A 21,562-nucleotide genomic window follows, 5' to 3' on the forward strand; every position below is an offset into this window, starting at 1 on the left:
CCGCCGGGGCGCTATGTCATCGGCAGTACGCGGAGATCGCCGCTGCCGGGCCTGGTCCTGTCGAACGGGGCCGCGCTCACGCACTTGGGCATGTCGTCCGGCAGGTCGTTCGGAATCCCGGCCATGGCCCAGCTGTAGCCGAAGCGGTCCTGCTTGCCCTGATCGTGGACGGTCATCCCGATGCGCTTGCCGACCGCCCCCTTGAGGCCGCCGTCCGCCTTCGTGACGACCGCCGACACGGTCGCGACCTTCCCGCCGGTCAGCAGGCAGTCCACCCGGGCCTCGGCGGAGCCGCCGAACTTGGGGTGCTCGATGTAGTGGCTGAACCTGATGGTGCCGTGCGCGGCCCCGGGGTCGTTCCGGTCCCGGGCGTCCAGATGGGCGTCGAAGGTGACGGTTCCTTCGTCTCCGGGGCCGCGGTCCAGTTGGGCGGTTCCGGTCAGGGCGGCGGCCTCGCGCCCGGGTCGTGGGCCGTCCCACGCGGTCGCGGGCCCCGAGGCCCCGGCGAGCGCGAGGAGCACGGCGCCCACGGCGACGACGCGGACGAGGGTGGAGCGGCGGTTCATGTTCATGGGGAGCCCCCCGGCTGGCTGCGGATCTGCGGTCTGCGGTCTGCGGTACGCCCGGTTCTCCCCGGGCGTGATCCACGATTCCGCGGGCCGGTGCGCGGCGCATCGTGCTCCAGGGGGTGACCGGCTCCGCCGTGCGGCGGGGTACGGGTGGTTCGTGAGGCGGAGACGCGGGGCCCGCCCGACCCCCGTACGGGCGGGCCCCGCCGCCGTCACCCGGTCGGGTACGTGACGTGCCAGGGCTTGACGCGGAAGTCGCCGGTGCCCTTCCTGACCTTCTCGAAGGGGGCCGAGCTGGTGCACTTGGTCAACTTCTTCGTCCCGTCGGGGCGGCCCACCGCCGCCCAGCTGTACCCCACCCGGTCCTGCCCGCTGCGGTCGTGGACGCTGAAGCCGACGCGGCCGCCCTTGATGCCCTTGAGGTTCGAGTCCGTGATGATGCCGGTGGCCGTGGCGACCTTGCCGCCCGTCATCAGGCAGTCGATACGGCCCTTCGCCCAGCCGCCCCTGCCGCCCGGCTTGTCGAGGTGGACGAAGCGGAAGGTGCCGGTCGCCCTGTCCGGGCGCCTGGTGTCGCGCTCGGCCAGATGGGCGTCGAAGGTGAACGTCACGTCTTCCGTGGTCTTGCGGTAGAGCTTCGCGGTGCCGGTGAGGGCTGCGGCTTCCCGGGCGTGGGCGGCCTTCGGCGCGGCCTCGCGGGGCCCGCCGCCGTCCGCCGCCACGGCCGCTCCCACCGCCCCGGCGGAGAGCAGCAGGGCGGCGCCGACGGCGATCACGCGCCGATGGGTGCGGGTCGGGCGGTCGGGGGTGCCGGTCGGGCGGCTGCCCGTGGCGGCCGAGTGGCTGTCAGCGATCCGGGTGTCTGTGTCGCGGCTCACGGGGAGCCTCCGTCCGAAGTGCCGTTCACCCGGTCCTTCCGGGCGAGATCACCGTCTCGCGGCAGGGGGTGCCGGCACGTCCGGCCACGGGCGGCAATCGGCCTCCGCCGCGCGGCGGAGAACGCCCCCGCGCCCCCTGCGCCCACCGGTGGACACCACTACGACCCCGGTCCCACCGCCACCACGCAACGAATCGCCGCCCCGGCCCCTCAGTGCGCAACGGATCAAGCGGCTGCCCGCAACGCTCGTGCCTTGTCCGCGCAGGGCAGCCGACCGTACGGTCTAACGGACCCCACCTGCCCCTCCGTACGCCCCGAGGTTCCGCCATGCCTGCGCTGCGCACCGCCCTGCTCCAGAGTTCCGGGCAGCTCGGATCCGTCGCCGAGAACCTCTCGGCGCTCGACAATGCCGCCGAGCGTGCCGCCGCCGCGGGCGCGGGGCTGCTCGTCGCACCCGAGCTCTACCTCACCGGGTACGCGATCGGCGACGACATCGCCCGGCTCGCCGAGACCGTCGACGGTGACTCCGCGAAGGCCGTCGCCGGGATCGCCTCGCGGCACGGGGTCGGCGTGGCGTACGGCTATCCGGAGCGCGAGGGAGACGTCGTCCACAACTCCGTCCAGCTGATCGGACCCGACGGCGCCCGCCTCGCGAACTACCGCAAGACCCACCTCTTCGGCGACTTCGAGCGCGACTCCTTCACCTCCGGTGAACAGACCGTCGTCCAGGCCGAGCTGGGCGGCGTCCGGGTCGGCCTCATGATCTGCTACGACGTGGAGTTCCCGGAGAACGTCCGGGCCCACGCCCTCGCTGGCACCGACCTGCTCGTGGTCCCCACCGCGCAGATGCACCCCTTCCAGTTCGTCGCCGAGTCCGTCGTGCCGGTGCGCGCCTTCGAGAACCAGATGTACGTCGCGTACGTCAACCGGGTCGGCCCCGAGGGCGAGTTCGAGTTCGTCGGGCTCTCCACCCTGGCCGGCCCCGACGGCGTGGCGCGCGCCCGCGCGGGCCGCGGCGAGGAACTGGTCATCGGCGACGTCGACCCGGAGTTCCTCGCCGCGTCCCGCGAGCACAACCCGTACCTGCGCGACCGCCGCCCCGGCCTGTACGCGTCCCTCGGCTGACCCCGCCAAGCCCCCCTCACCTGTCTTTCAGTTCCGTGCAAGGAGTCCGTACCCCATGACGTCCACGGTGCCCACCGCCGTCCAGCACACCGACGCGCAGCCCCCGATCACCATGTTCGGCCCGGACTTCCCCTACGCGTACGACGATTTCCTCGCGCACCCCGCGGGCCTCGGCCAGATACCCGCGACCGAGCACGGCACCGAGGTCGCCGTCATCGGCGGCGGCCTCTCCGGCATCATCGCCGCGTACGAACTGATGAAGATGGGCCTCAAGCCCGTCGTCTACGAGGCCGACCAGATCGGCGGCCGGCTGCGTACCGTCGGCTTCGAGGGCTGCGACGCCGACCTGACCGCCGAGATGGGCGCGATGCGCTTCCCGCCGTCCTCCACGGCGCTGCAGCACTACATCGACCTGGTGGGCCTGAAGACCCGCGCGTTCCCCAACCCGCTCGCCGAGGCGACCCCCTCGACGGTCGTGGACCTCAAGGGCGAGTCGCACTACGCCGAGACGGTGGAGGACCTGCCGCAGGTCTACCGCGACGTCGCGAAGGCGTGGGCCGACTGCCTCGACGAGGGCGCGGACTTCTCCGACATGAACCGCGCCCTGCGCGAGCGCGACGTGCCGAAGATCCGCGAGATCTGGTCCAGGCTCGTCGAGAAGCTCGACAACCAGACCTTCTACGGCTTCCTCTGCGAGTCCGAGGCGTTCAAGTCCTTCCGGCACCGCGAGATCTTCGGCCAGGTCGGCTTCGGCACGGGCGGCTGGGACACCGACTTCCCCAACTCCATCCTGGAGATCCTGCGCGTCGTCTACACCGAGGCCGACGACCACCACCGCGGCATCGTCGGCGGCAGCCAGCAGCTGCCGCTGCGCCTGTGGGACCGCGAGCCGCAGAAGATCGTGCACTGGGAGGCCGGGACTTCCCTGTCCTCGCTGCACGAGGGCGGTGTGCCGAAGCCCGCCGTGACGCGCCTCAACCGGACCGCAGGGAACCGTGTCACGGTCACCGACGCCTCCGGTGACATCCGTACGTACCAGGCCGCGATATTCACCGCCCAGTCGTGGATGCTGCTCTCGAAGATCGAGTGCGACGACTCGCTCTTCCCCATCGACCACTGGACGGCGATGGAGCGGACCCACTACATGGAGTCCTCCAAGCTCTTCGTGCCGGTCGACCGGCCGTTCTGGCTCGACAAGGCCGTCGACGACAGGGGGAACCCGACCGGGCGTGACGTCATGTCGATGACGCTCACCGACCGCATGACGCGCGGCACCTACCTGCTCGACGACGGGCCGGACAAGCCCGCCGTCATCTGCCTCTCCTACACCTGGTGCGACGACAGCCTGAAGTGGCTGCCGCTGTCGGCGAACGAGCGGATGGAGGTCATGCTCAAGTCGCTCGGCGAGATCTACCCGAAGGTCGACATCAGGAAGCACATCATCGGTAACCCGGTGACCGTGTCCTGGGAGAACGAGCCCTACTTCATGGGCGCCTTCAAGGCGAACCTGCCGGGGCACTACCGGTATCAGCGGCGGCTCTTCACCCACTTCATGCAGGATCGCCTTCCGGCGGACAAGCGGGGGATCTTCCTCGCGGGGGATGACATCTCGTGGACGGCGGGGTGGGCCGAGGGTGCCGTGCAGACCGCTCTGAACGCGGTGTGGGGCGTGATGCGGCACTTTGGTGGGGCGACCGATGCGAGCAATCCTGGGCCTGGGGATGTGTTCGACGAGATTGCTCCCGTCGAGCTGCCTGAGGACTGAGCGCGATTCGGGCGGGGTGCGCAGGGATCTGCCGGTCGGCCGTGGCTGGTCGCGCAGTTCCCCGCGCCCCTGGGACTGCGCCCCTTCGGGGCGCCCGTCCTATACCCCGGCCGCCCGTGCCGCCTCGTACACCTCTGCCGCCACGTCCTTCAGTTCCTCCGCGTCCCTCGTGCTGCCTGCCAGTTCGATGAGGATCTCCTGCACCGCGCCCGTCGCGGCGTGCGCCGCGAGGTCCTCGGTGATCTGGGCGACGTTGCCCTGGAAGGGGGCGCGGCGCTCGCCCTCGTACGGCTTCGCCGTGTAGCTCGCGTTGGCCCGCATGACGCTCTGGACCGGCTCGGTGCGGCCCCGCCCGGCGGCCAGTTCCTTCAGGGCCTGGGCCTGCTCGGTCAGCTTCCGGGCGCCCAGGCCCACCGGCATCCAGCCGTCCGCGCGGTCCACCAGCCTGCGCAGGGCCCGCGGACTGTTGGCGGGCAGCAGGATCGGGATGGGGCGCGCGGGCTTGGGGCCGACGACCGAGGGGGCGATCGTCGTCAGTTCCCCTTCGTACGCCACCGGGTCCGGGCCCCACACCGCGTGGCAGACGTCGATCACCTCGTCCAGGACCTTGCCGCGCCTGTCGAAGGGGGCGACCGACGCGGCGGCGTACTCGTCGTGGGACCAGCCCGTGCCGAGGCCCGCGACGACGCGGCCGCCGCTCGCCGCGTCCAACGAGGCCAGTGAGCGCGCGAGTTGGAACGGCACGTGCAGCGGGGCGACCAGCACGCTGGTGCCGAGGCGGGCGCGGTCGGTGGCCGCGGCGGCGAGTGTCAGGGTGACGAGGGGATCGGCGACCGAGCGGTACGAGTCGGGCCAGGGCAGGCCCGGGATTCCGTAGAGCCCCTGGGTGGCGGGCTCGGGGTACAGGACGCGCTCGAAGACCCACAGGCTCTCGTAACCGATGTCCTCGGCGGCCCGGGCCACCGCGGGGACGTCGCGTCCGATGGCGTACTGCCCGCCCTGCGGCAGGCTCAGTCCCAGTCGGATGGCCATTGTGCTGCTCCTTCGCGTCGGAGGCGGACGGTCATTTCAACGTACAGCGATCGTGCGGGAGTTGTGGGGGAGAGGGGTGGGGCGTGGCTGGAAGGGGCCGGTGGGCCCAGTGGCCGGGGCCGGACCCGGCCACTCAGTCCGGCAGCGGCGTCAGCAGGATCCGCCCCACCAGGCCCACCGCCCCGTCGAGCCGCTCCCCGAACTCCTCGGCGAGCCCCGGCAGACCGCGCAGCGCCCACAGCGCCCGCGCCGCCGCCCACGCGCCCTCCCTGGCTCGCTCCAGACTCCACGAACCGGCCAGGTGCGTCAGCGGGTCGCCGACCTGGAGGAGGTCGGGGCCGGGCATCAGCTCCTCGCGGATGTGCTCCTCCAGCGCCACGAGGACATCGCCCACCCGCTCGAACTCGTCCTCAAGATCGGTCGGTTCGCAGCCGAGCAGACGGCAGGCGTCCACCAGGGCCCGCGCCAGATCGTGCCCGATGTGCGCGTTGATGCCCGCGAGCGCGAACTGCAGGGGCCGTACGCCCGGATGGCGGCGGTACTGGAACAGCGGACGCCAGCAGGCGGGCGTCTGCCGCCCGTCCGCCGCCGCGTCGACGGCCGCGAGATAGCGCTCGGCGAAACAGACGTCCAGCGTGGCCGCGGAGCGGGTGTCGGAGAAGACTCCGCGGCCCAGGTGCCGGGCCACCTCCTCGGTCACCGACAGGTAGACGCGGTTGAAGACGGCGACGCCGTCACGCGGCGGCCAGTCGTCGCCGAGCGCACGCATCCGTGCCACCACGCCCTCGACCCCGTACGACGGGGCCCCGAACTCCGCGAACCGTTCCAACTGCGCCATGGGGGCAGGGTGCCAGCCCCGGGCGGGCCCGGACGTCAGCGCACCGGACGCTTCCCCGAAACGAGGGAACGCCCGGCGGCGGCAGCCCCGCGGCGCAGGCCGGCCGCGACCGCCCCGGTGACCAGGGCCGCCGCCACCAGAAGCGCGCTGAGCCAGAGCGGCGAGCGGTAGCCGAGCCCCGCGGAGATCGCCAGGCCGCCGAGGTAGGGCCCGGCCGCGCCGCCCACGTTGAAGGCGGCCGTAGCGAGGCCGCCCGCCAGGTGGGGCGCGTCGGCCGCCGCGTACAGCGCCTGCGAGATGAGCGTGGACCCGACGCCGAACGACAGCGCGCCCTGGACCAGGACCAGCGCGATCACCGCCACCGGCCGCGCCGCGGTCGCCGCGAGCAGGAGCCAGCCCGTGAGCAGCGCGAGCGACCCGTACACCAGGAGCGGCACGGGCCGTACGTCGGCGATACGGCCACCCGCGGTGACGCCGGCGAAGGAGCCGATGCCGAACAGGGCGAGCACCACCGGAACCCAACCGGGGCCGAGGCCCGTGACGTTGGTGACCAGTGGCGCGAGGTAGGTGAACGTGCAGAACGTCGCGCCGTTCACCAGCGCGCCGAGCAGCAGTGTCACCTGGAGCCGCGGAGCGCGCAGGGCCCGCAGCTCGCCGAGCACACCGGGTCCTGCGGGGTCCGGCCCACCGGCGGGCACCGCACGCGCGATGGCGAACACGGCGGGCAGCGAGACCAGGGCCACGGCCCAGAACGCCGAGCGCCAGCCCCACACCTCGCCGAGCAGCGCCCCCGCGGGCACGCCCGCGACACAGGCGACGGTCACGCCGCCGAGCAGCGTCGACGTGGCACGCCCCTTGGCGTCGGGCCCGACCATGCCCGTGGCGGTGACCAGGGCGACGGCGAGGAACCCGGCGTTGGCCAGGGCGCCGACGACCCGGCTCGCGAGCAGCACCGCGAAGCTCGTGGTCAGCGCGCCGACGACATGGACGAGCAGGAAGACGGTCAGCAGGACGAGCAGCGCGCTCCGGCGGTCGAAGCGACGGCTCACGGCGGCCATCAGCGGCGCGCCGACGACCATGCCGAGAGCGAACGCCGAGGTCAGATGGCCCGCGGCGGGAATCGGTACGGCCAGGTCGCGCGCGATGTCGGGGACCAGGCCGGACAGCATGAACTCGGAGGTGCCTTGGGCGAACACGGCGAGCCCGAGCAGGTAGAGGGAGAAGGGCACAGCGAAAACTCCGCAACCACAGTGTGGATCAAGGATGATCAGGACACGGGTGCGGTGATCCGGGGCGGTGCGACGCTCGCGCACGGCCGCGGAAGGCGGCGGAGAACGTCAGGGCGACAGCACGGGAAGCCACCGGAGCACCGGTGGCCGGAGTCTGTCGGACTCGGGACTCGACATGGTGCGCACCCTAATCAGCGGACACGCACCACGTCCAACGCTTTGAGCGGAGGAGATCCGCTATGAACCGGGCATCTTCCGGCAGGATCGGTCGTGATCAGGCGTCGGTGTGTCCATCCGCCGCCACATTCCGCGGGGCCGCCGCACCGTGCGGTATCGGCGGCTAGCGTATGGCCCGCACGTGACGTCGACCCGTTACCGTCGGGCCCACGACCCTGGAGGTGAGAGATGGCGGCTGCCGAACCGGCGTCGGTCGGCACGATTCCGGTTCAGCACCTCCGGACGGGCGACCACGCTTTCGTCAGCTACGCCGACGACGACGCGGGCCGTGACGTGGTGTCCGCCTTCGCGTGGGCGGGGCTGGTGCGAGAAGAGAAGGTGATGGTCTTCGCCGCTCCGCAGCTCGCCGAGGACGAGGTCTGGAACCGGCTTGAGGGACCGGGAGCGCTGCTGCGGTCCGCCCGCGAACAGGGCCAGTTGGTGCTCAGCAGCATGCGCGCCCTCATCCACCCCCAGGCCGGATTCACCCCCGACCGGCAGTGGCAGCGCATCACGGAGGAGACCGACCGCGCCCTGGCCGAGGGGTACAGCGGACTGCGCACCTACATCGACATGCACTGGGTGGGCGACCTGGACGCCGATGTCGAGGTGATGATGCACCGGGAGTCCCACGCAGAGCATCTGTTCACCGGCCGCCCGTACACCGAGATCTGCGCCTACGACAGCCGCTGGTTCGACCCCGGCGTGCTGGACGCCATGCACCGGGCCCACCCCTGCCGACTGCTCTCGGGTCTCGGAGTGCTGCACGTCGAACACGCCGCGGGGACGGTGCGGCTCGTCGGCGAGGCGGACCTGGCCACCAGGGAGCAGTTCATCGGCGCCGTGCGCGAGGGACTCAGACGCGGTGCGGCCGCCCCGCGCCCGACCGTGGACCTGTCCCGGCTCGTCTTCCTCGGCCTGTCCTGCGCGGTGGACCTGTTGCAGCTGGTCCTGGCGCACGACCGCGGCCCGGTCCATGTCCACTGTCCACCGGCCGCGGCCCGCGTACTGCGCCGGGCAGGCGCCGATCAGGTACCGCACCTGGTGATCAGTGAGGTGGGCCACCGATGACGACGGCACCAGAGCCCCACGAGGCCCCGCCCGTCACGCTGCTCGAAACCCCTTTCACCCGGGACGACCTGCCACGCCTGCGGATGCTCGTCGAGCAGTACGCCGACCACCACGGGCTGCCCGAGCCGCGCCGAGGCGATTTCATCGTCGCCCTGGACGCCGTGGCGGTGAACGCCGTCGAGCACGCGGGCGGCGGCGGCACGCTGGTCCTTGAGCGCGGCACCGGGCACCTGGCCTGCCACATCCACGACCGGGGCCCCGGGTTCAGCGCCCCCGCCGCCACCGGGACCGCTCCCGGACTCGACGGCAGGCCGGGCGGGCGCGGACTGCGGCTCGCAGGACTGCTCACCGACGAGCTCACCGTCTGTGCGGGGCCCGGCGGCACCAGGGTGACGCTGTCCGTGCGGCTGCCGGCCCAGCGGTGCGAGCCCCGGCGGTCGCAGTCCTGACCCGACCCGGCCGTGTGCCCGTTGCGCCCGTGTGCCCGTACGCCCTCACACCTTGGCGCCGGGACCGCTCTCCTCGTCGTACGTGGAGGTGCCCGAGTCCAGCAGCGGTTCCTGGGACTTGAGGTGCGCGGGGGCGAAGGCGCGCAGCACGTGGTAGCCGGTGATGACGACGATGGTGCCGAGCGCGATGCCGCTCAGCTGGAAGGTGTCGGTGAACTTCAGCGAGACGCCGCCGACGCCGATGATGATGCCCGCGGCGGCCGGCACGAGGTTCAGCGGGTTGCGCAGGTCGACCTTGGCGTTGATCCAGATCTGCGCGCCGAGCAGGCCGATCATGCCGTACAGGATGACGGTGATGCCGCCGAGCACGCCGCCCGGGATCGCCGCGACGATCGCGCCGAACTTGGGGCAGAGCCCGAAGAGCAGGGCGAAGCACGCCGCCGCCCAGTAGGCGGCCGTGGAGTAGACGCGGGTCGCCGCCATCACGCCGATGTTCTCGGAGTACGTCGTGTTGGGCGGGCCGCCGACCGCGGTGGACAGCACGGAGGCCGCGCCGTCGGCGGAGATCGCCGTGCCGAGCTTGTCGTCGAGGTTGTCGCCGGTCATCTCGCCCACGGCCTTCACGTGCCCCGCGTTCTCCGCGATCAGCGCGATGACGACGGGCAGCGCCACGAGGATCGCCGACCACTCGAAGCTCGGCCCGTGGAATGAGGGCAGGCCGACCCAGTCGGCCTTGCCGACGGCCGACAGGTCGAGGCGCAGGTGGTCGACGACCTTGCCGGAACCGTCCGCCGAGTGGATTTTGCCGAAGACCTGGTCGAAGACCCAGGAGATGCCGTAGCCGAAGATCAGCCCGAGGAAGATCGCGATGCGCGAGAAGAAGCCGCGCAGGCACACCACGGCCAGCCCGGTGAAGAGCATGACCAGCAGCGCGGTCCACTGGTCCTGCGGCCAGTACGTGGAGGCGGTGACCGGCGCCAGGTTGAACCCGATCAGCATGACGACCGCGCCGGTCACGATCGGCGGCATCGCGGCGTGGATGATCTGCGCCCCGAACCTCTGCACCGCGAGCCCCACCACGAACAGCGCGGCGCCGACGACGAGGACCGCGCCGGTCACCGTCGCGCTGGAGCCGCCCTGCGCCCTGATGACGGCGGCGACGCCCACGAAGGAGAGCGAGCAGCCCAGGTAGCTGGGCACCCGGCCGCGCGTGGCGAGCAGGAAGATGACGGTCGCGACGCCCGACATCATGATGGCCAGATTCGGGTCGAGACCCATGAGGACGGGCGCGACGAAGGACGCCCCGAACATCGCCACCACGTGCTGGGCGCCGAGCCCGAACGTCCGCGGCCACGAGAGCCGCTCGTCGGGCCGGACGACCGCGCCGGGGGCGGGCGTACGGCCGTCCCCGTGAAGTTTCCAGCGCACGCCGAGATCCATGGTGAGTGTCGCTTTCTGTGCGCCGAGCCGGGCCGAGCAGGGCCGTGATGTGGCCCGAAATGATCGACGCCATGTTAGTGCGACATCAGTGCTGCTTCGTTCCGGCGCGGAGACGGCCGCCCCCGCACCCGCGGCGTCAGGTCCGCGGGCCGGGCGCCGCCGCGTCCGCGGGGGCGGCCTGCGCCGCCTTGCGGCCGTCCGTGCGCAGGACGCCCGCGAAGACCGTGAGGCCGCAGGCGAGCAGCGTCACCAGGCCGAAGGAGGCCACCAGGCTCGTCGCGTCCGCGAGCGTGCCGATCGCCGACGGCGCGATCAGGCCGGAGGTGTACGTGATGGTGGCCACGCCCGCGATGGCCTGGCTCGGGTTGGGACCGCTGCGCCCGGCCGCGGCGAAGGCCAGCGGCACCACCACCGCGATGCCGAGGCCGAGGAGCGCGAAGCCGCCCATCGCCATGGCCGGGTGGGACGCGACGACCACGAGGAGGCCGCCGAGTACCGCGAGCACCCCGCCCGCCCGCACCGTGCGCACCGCGCCGAACCGGTTCACGACCGCGTCGCCCGCGAGCCGCGCGACGGCCATGGTGAGCGTGAAGCCGGTGGTGCACGCGGCGGCGGCACCGGCGGACGTGTCCAGGACGTCCCGCAGGTAGACCGCCGACCAGTCCAGGCTCGCGCCCTCCGCGAAGACCGCGCAGAAGCCGACGGCGCCGATCAGCAGCGCCGACTTCGGCGGGAGCGAGAACCGCGGCGGCGTCTCCGCCTCCGGTTCCGCCTGGAGGTCGAGGACGCGCCGGCAGGCGACGAAGCCGATCGTGGTGAGCGCCAGGGCGGCGAGCGCGTGGTGCAGGCGGGCGTCGGAGCCCAGGTGCGCGGCGACGGTGCCTGCCGCGGAGCCGATCAGGGCGCCGACGCTCCACATGCCGTGCAGCCCCGACATGATCGACTTCCGCATCAGTGTCTCGGTCTCGACGCCGATCGCGTTCATCGTCACGTCCGACATGCCCGAGGTCGCGCCGTACACGAACAGTGCCAGGCAGAGCGTGAGCAGGTTCGGCGCGAGCGAGGGCAGGATCAGGGCCGTCGTCCACATCGCGAGCAGAGCGCGCAGCGCGTTGCGAGCGCCGAAGCGGTGGCTGATCCGGCTCGCGAGCGGCATCGCGAGGGAGGCGCCGATCGCCGGGAAGGCGAGGGCGAGACCGAGCATGCCCGCGCTGACCGAGGCGTGCTCCTGGATCCAGGGCACCCGGGTCGCGAAGGAGCCCGTCACCGCTCCGTGCACGCAGAAGACGGCCGCCACGGCGATCCTGGCCTGCCTCAACCGGTGCTTGTCGTACACCACTTCACTCATCCTGCTCCGCCCCTCGCGAGTGCTGCCCCGATACGGCGACGTAAACTATCAGGAACCCTGCCTGATAAATAGAACGTTTCTGTGGGAGGATCCGGCCATGTCTGTCTCGCCTGCCTCACCGAGTACCGCCCGGGCCATCAACGACCGGCTGGCGCTGGGTCTCCTGCAGAGCGAAGGGCCCCTCACGGCCAACCAGTTGAAGCAGCTCACCGGCCTGTCGCGGCCCTCGGTGGCCGACCTCGTCGAGCGCCTCCAGGGCTCCGGACTCATCACCGTCGTCGGGGAGGCGGGTGCCCAGCGGCGCGGCCCGAACGCCCGGCTGTACGGGATAGTCGCCGACCGCGCCCACCTCGCCGCGCTCGACGTGCGCACCGACGGCGTCGCCGTCGTCGTGACCGATCTGCTCGGCGCGGTGCTGGCCGAGGCCTCCGCGCCCATCGGTGACGACACCGGCACGGACCCCGCCGTCGAGCGCGCCGTCACCCTCGTCGAGCGGACGGCCCGCGAGGGCGGCGTCCAGCGGCTGCACACCGTCGGCATCGGCGCCCCGGGCCTCATCGACCCCGCCACCGGCGACCTGCACGACACCACCGCCCTGCCGGCCTGGCACCGCCGCCTCGCCGGAACCCTCACGGAACGGCTCGGCGCCCGCGTCCTCGTGGAGAACGAGACCAACCTCGCGGCCCGCGCCGAACGGCGCGACGGCGCCGCGCACGACCGGGACACCTTCGTCCTGCTCTGGCTCGGCGACGGCGTCGGCGCGGCCGTCGTCCTCGACGGCGTGCTGCGCCGGGGCTCCTCCGGAGGCGCGGGCGAGATCGGCTTCCTGCCGGTCCCCGGCACCGGCTCGCTGCCCTCCGCCACCGGCTGCGAGGGCGGCTTCCACTCGCTGGCCTGCGCCGCCGCGCTCCGCGAACTCGGCGAGGAGCACGGCCTGTGCCCGCCCGGCAGGTCCGCCGCCGACCTGCTGCGGCACGCGGTGGAGACCGATGAGGGCGGCTTCCTCGACGCCGTCGCCGACCGCATCGCCGTCGGCGCCGCCGCGGTGGCCGCGATCCTGGACCCCGGCTGCGTCGTCCTCGGCGGCGAGCTGGGCCGCGCGGGCGGCACCGCGCTCGCCACCCGCGTGGGCGCCCGGGTCACCGCCATGTCGCCCCTGCGCACCGAGGTGCGCGCGAGCACGCTCGGCGGCGCCGCGGTACTGCGGGGCGCGCTGCTCGCCGCGCGGGACGCGGCGCAGGACGACCTGTTCGGACCACGCCCGGGGCGGTGAGACCAGGGGCGCGCCGAGCGCTCCGAGGACGCGGAGTTCCTGGCGGGACTACCGCCGCCCGCCCGACCGCACCGCCAGGTACTCCTCGAACGTGCCCTTGCCCACGGCCCGGTCCGGGGCCAGATGGCCGCCCGCCCGCGCCGCCCGGTACGTCGCGCCCGCGAGCCGCACCGGAAGCAGCCTGCGCCGCTTGCCGCTCGCCCGCAGATAGGCGCGGGCCAGCTCGGGGAAGGTGCGGACCTCGGGGCCTCCCATGTCATCGACCCGCCCGGCCGGCGGCGCCGCGGCCAGCTCCGCGAGGCGGGCCGCCACTTCGGCGACCTCGATCGGCTGGTCGCTGACCCCCGCGGGCAGCAGCATGACGGGGAGCTTCGCCGAGACCTCCATGATCCTCAGCACCAGATCGTGGAACTGCGTGGTCCGCAGCACCGTCCAGCCGAGCCCGGAGTCCTCGATCAGCCGCTCCACCGCGAGCTTCGACTTGTAGTAGCCGAGCGGTACCCGGTCGATGCCGACGATCGAGATGTAGACCAGATGCGCGACACCGGCCTTCCGTGCCGCCGCGAGCAGGTTCCGGGCGGCCTGCTCGTCGCCGCCGCGCGGAGTGGTCGCGCAGTGCACGATCACGTCGACGCCCGCCACCGCCGCGTCGAGACCCGCGCCGTCGCGCAGGTCGACGGCGTACGGCCGGGTGTTCCTGCTGAGCACCCGCACCTCGTGGCCGTCCGTCCGCAACCGCTCGGTCACGAGGCGGCCGAGGGTGCCGGTGCCGCCGGTCACCAGGATCGTGGTCATCTCACAGCTCCTTCGCAGTACGGGCGCCGCGGGCGCTACGCGGCGGCCAGTTGGCGCTCCACGAACACCAGCTTGTCCGGATTGACCACCGAACGTACTCCGGTCACCACCCCGTCGCCGCCTTCGAACGCGGCGATGGCCGTAATCCGCCCCGCCGTACGCATGACCAGCGCGGGCGCGCCGTTGACCTCCGCGTACGAGATGTCCGAGGCGGCGCCGATCCGCCCGACCACGCCGACCAGGAAGCGCAGGACGTTCTCGCGCCCGAGGATCGGTGTGCGGGCCGCGGCCGCCTTGCCGCCGCCGTCGCCCCACCACGTCACGTCGCGGGCCAGTATCCGCTCCAGGCCCGCGACATCCCCCTCGCGGGCCGCCGCGATGAACGACTCGACGAATCTCTGCCGCAGCTCGTGCCCCGGCTCGAAGCGGGGCCGCGCGTCGGCGACCGCACGGGCCGCCCTGCGGTACAGCTGACGGCAGTTGCTCTCGCTCGTCGCCAGGACGTCCGCGATCTCCCGGTGGCTGTACCCGAACGCCTCCCGCAGCACGTACACGGCGCGCTCCTTGGGCGTGAGCCGCTCAAGGAGGACGAGCAGCGCCATCGACACCGCCTCCCGCTGCTCCGCCGACTCCAGCGGCCCGAGCGTGCCGCCGGAGGTGACGACCGGCTCGGGCAGCCACGTCCCCACGTACTGCTCGCGGCGGGCGCGGGCCGAGGTGAGCCTGGTCAGGCAGAGGTTGGTGACGGTCTTGGCGAGCCAGGCGGCCGGCTGCGCGATGTCGGCGCGCCGCGCGCCGTTCCAGCGCAGGTACGCGTCCTGCACGGCGTCCTCCGCCTCCTGCGCGGAGCCGAGTATCCGGTAGGCGAGGCCGAACATCCGGGGGCGGTGGGATTCAAACTCCTCGGCCAGTGCCGTTGCGGTGCTCACGCCCACAGGGTGCCAAATCCCCGCGGCGTGAGCACTCGACAAGGCCCAAGGAGGCTCAGCAGGCGCCGAGATCCTGCCAGACGCCCCAGGCGCCGCCGGCCCCGGGCTCCTCGCCCTTCGTCCACCACTTCGCCTTCCAGGTGTGCGACTTGTGGGAGACGGAGGTCCCGCTGCCGTACTCGGCCGATGCACTCCACGCGGGGGCCGTGCACGTGCCGGGACCCGGCGGGTCGGTCGGCCCTGGCGGGTCGGTCGGACCGGTGCCGCCCGGCTCGACGGTGGTGGTGCCGCGCGCCAGGTCACCGGCGAGCGCGTACGTCGTGCCGCTGATGTTCACCGTCCAGTTCCACGGCGTGGACGTCGGCAGGTAGTAGTTGAAGGAGAGGTCCACGGAGGCGCCGGGTGCCAGCGACTGCCAGGCGGGCAGCTTCAGCGAGACGCGGTGGAAGTCGCCCTTCAGCCCGCCCGCGTTGCTGCCGGTGTGGTCGCTGCTGATCACCTTGGTGCCGAAGCCCGACTGGTCGGAGGCGTTGCCGGGGGCCGAGGTGGAGTAGTCGAACTGGAACTCCGTGCCGCCGGGCAGCGCGGTCTTCGTGTTGTTGGTGATCTTCACCTTGGGCGTGATCGGGTAGTTGGAGTCGCCCAGCTTGAAGTCCCCGAACTCCACCCCGATGTCGACGGCCTTGGTGGGCAGTTCCTTGTTCGAGACCTTGGCGCCGTACGGCTTCGCGGCCTTGAACTTGTCGTGCATCAGCGAGGTGAGCGTGTCACCCATCTCGTACTGGCCCTTGGCGGCGTTCCACCGGTAGTCGCCCGCCATCTCCCAGACCATCGTGCCGCCGATGCCCCGGTCGACGACGTAGTCGGCCTTCTTCGCCACCGACTCCTCGTCCTCCGTGGAGAGGAAGACCTTCTTGTCGGCGTTCCACAGCCAGGGCGCGACGAGCGAGGAGCTGTACTTGCGGGCGTAGGTGCCGGTCAGCCTGGTGTCGGCGGGAAAGCCGTACTTGGTGACGTAGTCGCCGACGATCCCCTTCTCCAGGTTCTTGGCGTGCCACATCGGGTTGGAGCCCGCCGGGGACTCCTTGCCGTTGTCGTCCTTGTCGTGCCAGAGGTTGTCGATGCCGACCGCGCCGTCACCGCACTTGGTCAGGCCCGATCCCGCGGGACAGCTCGTCGCGGCGGCCTTGCCCCACAGCCCGTCGGTACCGCCCTGCACGTTCTTGAAGCCGCGGGTGTAGTACGGCAGGCCGATGTTGATGCGTCCCGCGGGCATCGAGCCGCGGAAGTAGTGGTACGCCCAGTCGGTGTTGAGGTACCCGATGCCGCCGTACTGCTGGGAGCCGTACACGTTCGCGGCCGCGAGCTCGGCGTCCTTGCCGTCGTCGAAGAGCGAGGCGTTGGGGCCGACGTACTCGTTCCAGGCGCCGTGCAGGTCGTAGGACATGATGTTGACGTAGTCCAGATACTTCTGGACCTGGAAGGTCTCCATGCCGCGCAGCAGATAGCCGGACGAGGGGGCCGCGACGGTCAGCATGTAGTGCTTGCCGTCGGCCGCGCCCGCCCTGTCGAGCTTCTGGCGCAGGGACTTCATGAGCGCCGCGTAGCCCTTGACGAGCCCACCGCGGCGGGCGTTGGAGAGGGAGTAGTCGAGCGGGTTGCCCGCGTCCTTCATCGAGGTGGGGTACTCGTAGTCGATGTCGACGCCGTTGAAGCCGTACTTCTTGATGAAGGAGACCGCCGAGTCGGCGAAGGTGTCGATGCCCGCCTGGTTCACCGAGCCGTCGGCGTTGGTGGCCATCGAGTAGAAGCCGCCGGAGTTCACCCGCTTGCCGTCGTCGCCGAAGTACCCGCCGGTCTCGGCCCAGCCGCCCACGGATATCAGCGTCTTGACGTTCGGGTGCTGCTTCTTGAACTTGTTGAGCAGGTTGAAGTGGCCCTTGTAGGGCAGCGCCGGGTCCATCTCGGCGCCCGCGACGCCGGGCCAGGTCATGCCGGTGGCGGCGTTCGTGGCGCTGTCGGAGCCGACGGAGAGCTTGTTGTCCTTGTCGACGTGGCCGAAGGCGTAGTTGACGTGGGTGACCTTGTCCCACGGGATGTCGGAGGCGAGGTAGGCGGGCTCGCCGTTCTTGCCGGTGCGCCAGCCGGTGAAGTAGCCGATGACGCGCCGCTGGTGGTCGGCGCCCATCTTCTCGCGTCCTTCGCCGTCGTAGACGGAGCAGTAGGGGACGTTCACGCCGGGCGTCCGGTAGAGGCCGTCGGGGCGGCAGGACGCGTCGTCGGCGGCGGAGGCGGGCGAGGCGCCGCCGGAGACCAGCCCGAGCAGCATCCCGGCGACGGCGGCGCCGGACGCGAGCAACGTGGGTCTCGCGCGGTTGGGGGACGGCAAGGGGGCCTCCTGAGATGGTGCGGAGTGCGAACGGGGCGGAACAACACAACTGGCAAAGATGTGAATCGTTCCGGGGCCCGGTGTGCGCACACCGTTGGCTCCGGCTCCCTCTGAGGTGACGCAGAGATTAAGAGGACTAGACCAGTGCGTCAATAGGTCTGGACCAAGTTGGTTGAATGATGATTCTGTGATCCAGGCCACAGGCGGTCGCCCGTATGGCCCGCTACCGGCCATGGCACACTGGCCTCGTACCAGAAGCAGCGCACTCCGGGGTCGGTGTAATTCCGAACCGGCGGTTACAGTCCGCGACCCGGCCGCCTCCAGCGGCCGGTTGACCAGGTGAAATTCCTGGACCGACGGTGAAAGTCCGGATGGGAGGCAGTGCGCGGCGGGCGGGCATCTCTGCACGCCGTCGTAGTTGGCTCGTTCCTGGCGTTCCCAGGAACGGTTCCCGGATTTTCCCGGGACACGTGTCCATTCGGCGTCGGCGTTGCCACAGGTGTCGTCGCCCGTACGTTCTGTCGTCATCGACAGGCCCCGGAGTCCGTGCCCGAAGAGGCAGGAGGACCCGGTGGCGACCGCCGCAGCCGAAACAGCCGCGATGCAGCGTGCCATCACGCTGGCCGCGCACGGACTCGGCTCCACCAGCCCCAACCCCGTCGTCGGCTGTGTCGTCCTCGACGCCGCGGGCGAACCCGTCGGCGAGGGCTGGCACCAGCGCGCGGGCGGCCCGCACGCCGAGGTGAACGCGCTGCGCGCGGCCGGCGAACGGGCCCGCGGCGGCACCGCACTCGTCACCCTCGAACCCTGCAACCACACCGGCCGCACCGGTCCCTGCGCGCAGGCCCTCATCGACGCCGGAATCGCCCGCGTCCGCTACGCCGTCGCCGATCCGAACCCCGCCGCGACCGGCGGCGCGCAGACCCTGCGGGCGGCCGGGATCTCCGTGGAGCAGGGCCTCCTGGAGGCCGAGGCCGCCGAGGGGAACGCCGCCTGGCTGACCTCCGTACGGCTCGGCCGTCCCCACGTCACCTGGAAGTACGCCGCCACGCTCGACGGCCGCACCGCCGCCGTCGACGGCACGAGCCGCTGGATCACCTCCGCAGAGGCCCGCGCCGACGTGCACCGGCTGCGCGCCGAGTGCGACGCCGTCGTCGTCGGCTCCGGCACCCAGCACGCCGACGACCCGCACCTCGCCGCGCGGGGCGTCGACGGCGCCGTACAGCCGCTGCGGGTCGTCGTCGACACCAACGGCACGGCCGTCGCGCCCGGCGCCCGCGTCCTGGACGACGCGGCGCCCACGCTGATCGCCGTCGCCGAGGACGTCACTCCCGTGCACCAAGAGGCGCAGACCGTCCGGCTGCCCCGCGCCGAGGGAGGGTTGGCGATCCCGGCCCTCCTCGACGCGCTCCACGCGCGCGGCGTGCGCTCCGTCCTCCTCGAAGGCGGCCCGACGCTCGCCGGGGCCTTCGTCGCCGCGGGCGCCGTCGACCGCGTCGTCGGCTACCTCGCCCCCGTCCTGCTCGGCGCGGGCCCCGCCGCCCTGACCGGCGGCGGAATCACCACCATCACCGAAGCGTTGCGGCTCGACGTGCGCGACACCGTCCGCCTCGGCCCCGACCTGCGCATCACCGCGACCCCCGCAACGAAGGAGCACTGAAGTGTTCACCGGAATCGTCGAAGAGCTGGGCGAGATCACCGCCGTCGAGAACCTCCCCGACGCCTCCCGCTTCCGGCTGCGCGGCCCCGTCGTCACCGAGGGCGCGCGGCACGGCGACTCCATCGCCGTCAACGGCGTCTGCCTGACCGTCGTGGAGCACGAGGGCGAGGAGTTCACCGCCGACGTGATGGCCGAGACCCTGAACCGCTCCAGCCTCGGCGCGCTCACCGTCGGCTCCCGCGTCAACCTGGAGCGACCCACCTCGGTCGGCGCGCGCCTCGGCGGCCACATCGTGCAGGGCCACGTCGACGGAACGGGCGAGATCGTCGAGCGCAAGCCCTCCGAGAACTGGGAGATCGTCAAGATCTCGCTCCCCGCCGACCTGTCCCGCTACGTCGTCGAGAAGGGTTCCATCACCGTCGACGGCGTCAGCCTCACCGTCGTCGACGCGGGCCCCGACTACTTCACCATCAGCCTCATCCCCACCACCCTCGCGCTGACCACGCTCGGCATCAAGCAGCCCGGCGACCCGGTCAACCTCGAGGTCGACATCATTGCCAAGTACGTCGAGCGCCTGCTCGGCGACCGGGTCCCGGCTCAGGAGGCCGCCAAGTGAACTGGCTCAACGCCGAAGCCTTCACGGCCTTCGACCAGCACATCCTGTGGTCCGACATGATCGGCAACACCGTCGGCCTGATCGCCCTCGCGCTCGGCTGGCGGCGCTCGATATGGACCTGGCCCGCCCAGTTCCTCTCCGGCGTCATCCTCGTCGCCGCGTACGCGTCCGCCCAGCTGTCCGGCGGTGTCGGCAAGCAGCTCCTCGTCATCGGCGTCGCGGTGTGGGGCTGGCGGCAGTGGACGCGCGGCAGGCAGCAGGCGCAGGACGGCTCCATCGCCATCCGCTTCGCCACCTGGAAGGAGCGGGGCGTCCTGCTCGCGGGCACCGCCGTCGGCACGCTCGCGGTCGGCGCGCTGTTCAGCGCCGTCCCCGACCTGTCCTGGAACCCCTGGCCGGACGCCTACATCTTCGTCGGCACGCTCGCCGCGATGGTCGCCCAGGCCCGCGGGCTCGTCGAGTTCTGGTTCGCCTGGCTGCTCGTCGACGTGGTGGGCGTACCGCTCGCCTTCAGCAGCGGCCTGGCCTTCTCCGGCCTCGTGTACGTCGTCTACCTCGCCCTCGTCCTCTGGGGCATGCGCGACTGGTGGCTGCGCTCCCGCGCGGCGGCCTCGCGGCCCGTCATGGAAGGAGCCCCGGCATGAGCGCGGCACCGATCTGGTACACCACCGACCCGACCGAAGACCTCTCCCTCGACCCGGTGGAGCTGGCCATCCGCGACATCGCGGCAGGCCGCCCCGTCGTGGTCGTCGACGACGAGGACCGCGAGAACGAGGGCGACCTCGTCATCGCCGCCGAGAAGGCGACCCCCGAGATCGTCGCGTTCATGATGAGCGAGTGCCGCGGCCTGATCTGCGCGCCGATGGAGCCCCTCGAACTCGACCGGCTCCGCCTCCCGCAGATGGTCGAGCACAACACCGAGTCGATGAGCACCGCCTTCACCGTCTCCGTCGACGCGACCGCCGCGCATGGCGTCAGCACCGGCATCTCCGCCGCCGACCGCGCCACCACCCTCCAGCTACTCGCCTCGGGCGGCGCCGAAGCCGACGACTTCGTGCGCCCCGGCCACATCTTCCCGCTGCGCGCCAAGCCCGGCGGCGTCCTTGCGCGCAACGGCCACACCGAGGCCGCCGTCGACCTCGCCCGCCTCGCGGGCCTGCGCCCCGCCGGTGCCATCGTGGAGATCGCCGGCGAGGACGGGAAGATGCTCCGCCTGCCCGAGCTGGTCCCCTTCGCCCGCAAGCACGGCCTGACGATCATCTCCATCGAGGACCTGATCGCCTACCGCCGCTCCTCGGAGCCCACCGTCCGCCGCGAGGCGGAGGTCCGCCTTCCGACCGCCTTCGGCGACTTCACCGCCTACGGCTACCGCTCCACCGTCGACGGCGTCGAGCACGTCGCGCTCGTCCACGGCGACCTCGGCGACGGCGAGGACGTCCTCGCCCGCCTCCACTCCGAATGCCTGACCGGCGACGTCTTCCACTCCCTGCGCTGCGACTGCGGCCCGCAGCTGGAGGCGTCCATGCGGCGCATCACCGACGAGGGGCGCGGCGTCGTGGTCTACCTGCGCGGCCACGAGGGACGCGGCATCGGCCTGCTCTCCAAGCTGCGCGCGTACGAACTCCAGGAGCGCGGCAGCGACACCCTCGACGCCAACCTGGAGCTCGGCCTGCCCGCCGACTCCCGGGACTACGGCGCGGGCGCGCAGATCCTGCGCGACCTCGGCGTACGCGGCGTACGGCTGATGACCAACAACCCCGACAAGACCGACGCGGTCCTGCGGCACGGCCTGAAGGTCACCGGGCGCGAGCCCATGCCCGTCGAGGCCGGCGAACACAATCTCCGGTACCTGCGCACCAAGCGGGACCGGATGGGGCACGACCTGCCCTGGCTGGACGCCACCGAAGTGTCCGCCTGCGGCAACCAGTAACACCGACACGG

The 21,562-nt window shown here is 72.1% G+C and carries 19 protein-coding genes and 1 riboswitch; of the genes, 9 read left to right on the forward strand and 10 right to left on the reverse strand.

Going from position 1 to position 21,562, the window contains the following annotated elements:
- Positions 1-11: 11 nt before the first annotated feature.
- Entirely contained in the window at positions 12-572 is a 561-nt protein-coding gene (locus ACFVYR_RS27040; RefSeq protein WP_384258005.1) for a Repetin, read from the reverse strand.
- 209 nt (positions 573-781) lie between these two features.
- Positions 782-1,345, reverse strand: a complete 564-nt coding sequence (locus ACFVYR_RS27045) for a Repetin (RefSeq protein WP_384258097.1) — start codon at positions 1,343-1,345, stop codon at positions 782-784.
- Between the two features lie 428 nt (positions 1,346-1,773).
- On the opposite strand from ACFVYR_RS27045, the gene ACFVYR_RS27050 reads away from it, so the two are divergent.
- Both ACFVYR_RS27050 and ACFVYR_RS27055 read left to right on the forward strand, forming a co-directional pair.
- Positions 1,774-2,571 carry a carbon-nitrogen hydrolase family protein gene (locus ACFVYR_RS27050; RefSeq protein ID WP_384258007.1) on the forward strand — a complete coding sequence of 266 codons (798 nt, stop codon included), beginning with the start codon at positions 1,774-1,776 and terminating at the stop codon, positions 2,569-2,571.
- Between the two features lie 55 nt (positions 2,572-2,626).
- A complete protein-coding gene (locus ACFVYR_RS27055) occupies positions 2,627-4,336 on the forward strand; it encodes a flavin monoamine oxidase family protein (RefSeq protein ID WP_384258009.1) in 1,710 nt (569 codons plus the stop codon).
- 99 nt (positions 4,337-4,435) lie between these two features.
- On the opposite strand, the gene ACFVYR_RS27060 is transcribed toward ACFVYR_RS27055, so the two are convergent.
- The 3 genes from ACFVYR_RS27060 to ACFVYR_RS27070 all read right to left on the reverse strand — a co-directional run bounded on the left by ACFVYR_RS27060 (position 4,436) and on the right by ACFVYR_RS27070 (position 7,435).
- Positions 4,436-5,368, reverse strand: a complete 933-nt coding sequence (locus tag ACFVYR_RS27060; protein WP_384258011.1) for an LLM class F420-dependent oxidoreductase — start codon at positions 5,366-5,368, stop codon at positions 4,436-4,438.
- Positions 5,369-5,501: 133 nt separating this feature from the next.
- A complete protein-coding gene (locus tag ACFVYR_RS27065; protein WP_384258014.1) occupies positions 5,502-6,206 on the reverse strand; it encodes a DUF5995 family protein in 705 nt (234 codons plus the stop codon).
- Positions 6,207-6,241: 35 nt separating this feature from the next.
- Positions 6,242-7,435, reverse strand: coding sequence for a Cmx/CmrA family chloramphenicol efflux MFS transporter (locus ACFVYR_RS27070; protein WP_384258016.1), 1,194 nt, complete (start codon positions 7,433-7,435; stop codon positions 6,242-6,244).
- Positions 7,436-7,840: 405 nt separating this feature from the next.
- Between ACFVYR_RS27070 and ACFVYR_RS27075 the strand changes: the two genes are divergently transcribed.
- Both ACFVYR_RS27075 and ACFVYR_RS27080 read left to right on the forward strand, forming a co-directional pair.
- Positions 7,841-8,722, forward strand: coding sequence for an MEDS domain-containing protein (locus ACFVYR_RS27075; protein ID WP_384258018.1), 882 nt, complete (start codon positions 7,841-7,843; stop codon positions 8,720-8,722).
- The gene (locus tag ACFVYR_RS27080) at positions 8,719-9,171 is read left to right on the forward strand and encodes an ATP-binding protein (protein WP_384258021.1); all 453 of its coding nucleotides are present in this window, start codon (positions 8,719-8,721) and stop codon (positions 9,169-9,171) included. The genes ACFVYR_RS27075 and ACFVYR_RS27080 overlap by 4 nt, the downstream gene beginning before the upstream one ends.
- A 45-nt stretch (positions 9,172-9,216) precedes the next feature.
- Here the strand turns inward: ACFVYR_RS27080 and ACFVYR_RS27085 are convergent, their stop codons facing one another.
- Both ACFVYR_RS27085 and ACFVYR_RS27090 read right to left on the reverse strand, forming a co-directional pair.
- Positions 9,217-10,611 (reverse strand): uracil-xanthine permease family protein, encoded by a 1,395-nt coding sequence (locus ACFVYR_RS27085; RefSeq protein WP_384258023.1) that lies wholly within the window; start codon positions 10,609-10,611, stop codon positions 9,217-9,219.
- 136 nt (positions 10,612-10,747) lie between these two features.
- Positions 10,748-11,959 (reverse strand): MFS transporter, encoded by a 1,212-nt coding sequence (locus ACFVYR_RS27090; RefSeq protein WP_384258026.1) that lies wholly within the window; start codon positions 11,957-11,959, stop codon positions 10,748-10,750.
- A gap of 97 nt (positions 11,960-12,056) precedes the next feature.
- On the opposite strand from ACFVYR_RS27090, the gene ACFVYR_RS27095 reads away from it, so the two are divergent.
- Entirely contained in the window at positions 12,057-13,232 is a 1,176-nt protein-coding gene (locus ACFVYR_RS27095) for an ROK family transcriptional regulator (RefSeq protein ID WP_384258028.1), read from the forward strand.
- 48 nt (positions 13,233-13,280) lie between these two features.
- Here ACFVYR_RS27095 and ACFVYR_RS27100 read toward each other — a convergent pair whose 3' ends face one another.
- From ACFVYR_RS27100 to ACFVYR_RS27110, 3 genes are read right to left on the reverse strand one after another with little or no spacing between them, the layout of a single operon-like run.
- Complete coding sequence (locus ACFVYR_RS27100; protein WP_384258030.1) at positions 13,281-14,027, reverse strand: SDR family oxidoreductase; 747 nt, start codon at positions 14,025-14,027, stop codon at positions 13,281-13,283.
- A 35-nt stretch (positions 14,028-14,062) separates the two neighbouring features.
- Positions 14,063-14,956, reverse strand: a complete 894-nt coding sequence (locus ACFVYR_RS27105) for an RNA polymerase sigma-70 factor (RefSeq protein ID WP_384258032.1) — start codon at positions 14,954-14,956, stop codon at positions 14,063-14,065.
- Between the two features lie 55 nt (positions 14,957-15,011).
- On the reverse strand, positions 15,012-17,345 hold the full coding sequence (locus tag ACFVYR_RS27110; protein WP_384258035.1) for a chitinase C-terminal domain-containing protein: 2,334 nt from the start codon (positions 17,343-17,345) through the stop codon (positions 15,012-15,014).
- Positions 17,346-17,603: 258 nt separating this feature from the next.
- A riboswitch (FMN riboswitch) is annotated at positions 17,604-17,734 on the forward strand.
- A 212-nt stretch (positions 17,735-17,946) separates the two neighbouring features.
- Between ACFVYR_RS27110 and ribD the strand changes: the two genes are divergently transcribed.
- The 4 genes from ribD to ACFVYR_RS27130 are packed head-to-tail and all read left to right on the forward strand — an operon-like array spanning position 17,947 to position 21,551.
- Entirely contained in the window at positions 17,947-19,005 is a 1,059-nt protein-coding gene (gene ribD, locus ACFVYR_RS27115; protein ID WP_384258099.1) for a bifunctional diaminohydroxyphosphoribosylaminopyrimidine deaminase/5-amino-6-(5-phosphoribosylamino)uracil reductase RibD, read from the forward strand.
- A 1-nt stretch (position 19,006) separates the two neighbouring features.
- Positions 19,007-19,621, forward strand: a complete 615-nt coding sequence (locus tag ACFVYR_RS27120) for a riboflavin synthase (RefSeq protein WP_384258037.1) — start codon at positions 19,007-19,009, stop codon at positions 19,619-19,621.
- Between the two features lie 56 nt (positions 19,622-19,677).
- Positions 19,678-20,265 carry a nicotinamide riboside transporter PnuC gene (locus ACFVYR_RS27125; RefSeq protein ID WP_384258102.1) on the forward strand — a complete coding sequence of 196 codons (588 nt, stop codon included), beginning with the start codon at positions 19,678-19,680 and terminating at the stop codon, positions 20,263-20,265.
- Entirely contained in the window at positions 20,262-21,551 is a 1,290-nt protein-coding gene (locus ACFVYR_RS27130; RefSeq protein ID WP_384258039.1) for a bifunctional 3,4-dihydroxy-2-butanone-4-phosphate synthase/GTP cyclohydrolase II, read from the forward strand. The genes ACFVYR_RS27125 and ACFVYR_RS27130 overlap by 4 nt, the downstream gene beginning before the upstream one ends.
- Positions 21,552-21,562: the final 11 nt, after the last annotated feature.

The organism is Streptomyces sp. NPDC058284 (assembly GCF_042881135.1).
GTDB lineage: Bacteria > Actinomycetota > Actinomycetes > Streptomycetales > Streptomycetaceae > Streptomyces.